Genomic DNA, 2,209 nt, shown 5'->3' with positions numbered 1-2,209 from the left:
GCCGACGGCTGGCCAGGTTTTGGTGGGCGGCCGGGAACTGACTTCGCTGAACGGCGAAGCACTGCGCGTAGCCCGGCGCGATATCGGCATCATCTTTCAGCACTTCAACCTGCTGTCGTCGCGCACCGTGTACGGCAACGTGGCCTTGCCGCTGGAGATTGCGGGTCTATCGGCAGCGGACATCAAGGCGCGTGTTGAGCCCTTGCTGGACCTCGTCGGCCTGAGCGTCCTGGCGGATCGCTACCCGGCACAGATCAGCGGCGGGCAAAAGCAGCGTGTGGGCATTGCGCGCGCGCTGGCCAACCGGCCCAAGGTGTTGCTGTCGGATGAAGCTACTTCGGCGCTGGACCCGGAAACCACGCGCTCCATCCTCGGCCTGCTGCGCCAGATCAACAAGGAATTCGGCCTCACCATCGTGTTGATCACGCACCAGATGCAGGTGATCAAGCAGGTGGCCGATCGCGTGGCGGTGATCGACGCCGGCCGCATTGTTGAAAGCGGCCCGGTGATCGATGTCTTCACGCGTCCGCAACACGAAACCACACGCAGCCTGATCGCCGAGATCGTGCCGCAGGATTTGCCCGACAGCGTGCTGGCGCGCATACGCACCCTGATGAGTGCCGAGCACCCGGAAGAAGGGCAGCTGCTCAGACTGGCCTTTGCGGGGGATGAGTCGGATCGGCCCTTGCTGTCAGACGTGATCCGCCGCTTTGGCATTGACTTGTCCATCGTGCACGGGCAGGTCGATGAAATCCAGGGCAAGCCCTTCGGTTCGCTGGCAGTGTTTGCGCGCGGCGCACGCGAACAGCTCAACGCAGCGGTGGCGCATTTGCGCGGCGCCGGTGTGCATGTAGACCAGGTCGGCGGTGAGCTGGCCGTGGGCGGGAGGGTTTAAGCCGTGTTCAGTAATTTCTCACAAGCCCTGCTCGAGCTCTTTGTCAGCTCGCTATGGGAAACCATCGTCATGGTGGGCATTTCGGGCGCGGTCGGTGCGCTCATCGGTATTCCACTCGGGGTGTTTTTGCGCCTGACAGACGAGGGCGGTGTGCTGCAAAACGCTGGCGTGAACCGCGTCGTCGGCGGCCTTGTCAATGCGGTGCGTTCCACGCCGTTCATCATTTTGCTGGTGGCCATCATTCCGCTGACGCGCTTCATCACCGGGTCTTCCATCGGCACGGCGGCGGCGGTGGTGCCGCTCACCATCGCGGCCGCGCCGTTCATTGCGCGGCTGGTGGAAACCTCGCTGCGCGAAGTCGACCACGGGCTGATCGAAGCCGCGCTGGCCATGGGTGCGACCACACGGCAGATCGTCTTCAAGGTGCTGCTGCCCGAGGCTCTTCCCGGCATCGTCGCGGGCCTGACCATCACCTTCGTGAGCCTTACGGGTTATTCGGCCATGGCCGGCGCCATTGGCGGYGGCGGGTTGGGCGACCTGGGCATCCGCTACGGCTACCAGCGTTTTTTGCCTGAAGTCATGCTGGCCGTGGTGCTGGTGCTCATTTTGTTTGTGCAGGCGGTGCAAAGCCTGGGCGACTGGGCTGTGCGCAGGTTGAGCCACAGATGACCCCGTCCATCCATGACAGCCATGCGCGGCGATGTTGATTGCTACGCTTTTGATAGCTGCTCGCGCACGTTCCCATTGGGTTAGAGCCCGATTTGCCTCTTAAAAATGGCCTTGAAATTGACCTTCAGGGCAAAAAAACAGATTCATTCATCTTCAAAAAAGGAAACACCATGAAAAAACGCACCCTCATCCAGTCCGCCGTCGCACTCGCGCTGGCCACCTYGTTCAGCGGCGCTGTGCTGGCACAAGACAAGCCGCTGAAGATCGGCGTCACCGCCGGCCCGCACGCGCAGATTTTTGAGCAGGTCAAAAAGATCGCCGAAAAAGACGGCCTGAAGATCCAGATCGTCGAGTTCAGTGACTACATCCAGCCCAACGCCGCACTGGCCGCCGGCGACCTGGACGGCAACAGCTACCAGCACAAGCCCTTCCTCGACCAGCAGGTCAAGGACCGCGGCTACAAGATCGTCAACGTGGGCTACACCGTCAACTTCCCGATCGGCCTCTATTCCAAAAAAGTCAAAAGCCTGGCCGAGCTGAAAGAAGGCGCGCGCTTTGGCATCCCGAACGACCCGACCAACGGCGGCCGTGTGCTGCTGGTGCTGCAAGACAAGGGCCTGATCAAGCTCAAGCCCGAAGCAGGCC

3 protein-coding genes are annotated in these 2,209 nt (G+C 61.9%); all 3 read left to right on the top strand.

From position 1 onward, the window contains the following. On the top strand, positions 1–895 hold an 895-nt coding region (locus AC1D1P_RS21555), incomplete at its 5' end, for an NIL domain-containing protein (protein ID WP_477674377.1). A 3-nt stretch (positions 896–898) separates the two neighbouring features. Beyond that, on the top strand, positions 899–1,564 hold the full coding sequence (locus AC1D1P_RS21550; RefSeq protein WP_457278549.1) for a methionine ABC transporter permease: 666 nt from the start codon (positions 899–901) through the stop codon (positions 1,562–1,564). Between the two features lie 170 nt (positions 1,565–1,734). After that, positions 1,735–2,209 (top strand): MetQ/NlpA family ABC transporter substrate-binding protein (locus tag AC1D1P_RS21545; RefSeq protein WP_477674376.1); only part of this gene is annotated, 475 nt, incomplete at its 3' end.

It is taken from the genome of Polaromonas sp. P1_E1_2 (assembly GCF_056406035.1).
This window is presented reverse-complemented; position numbering and strand designations above follow the sequence as displayed.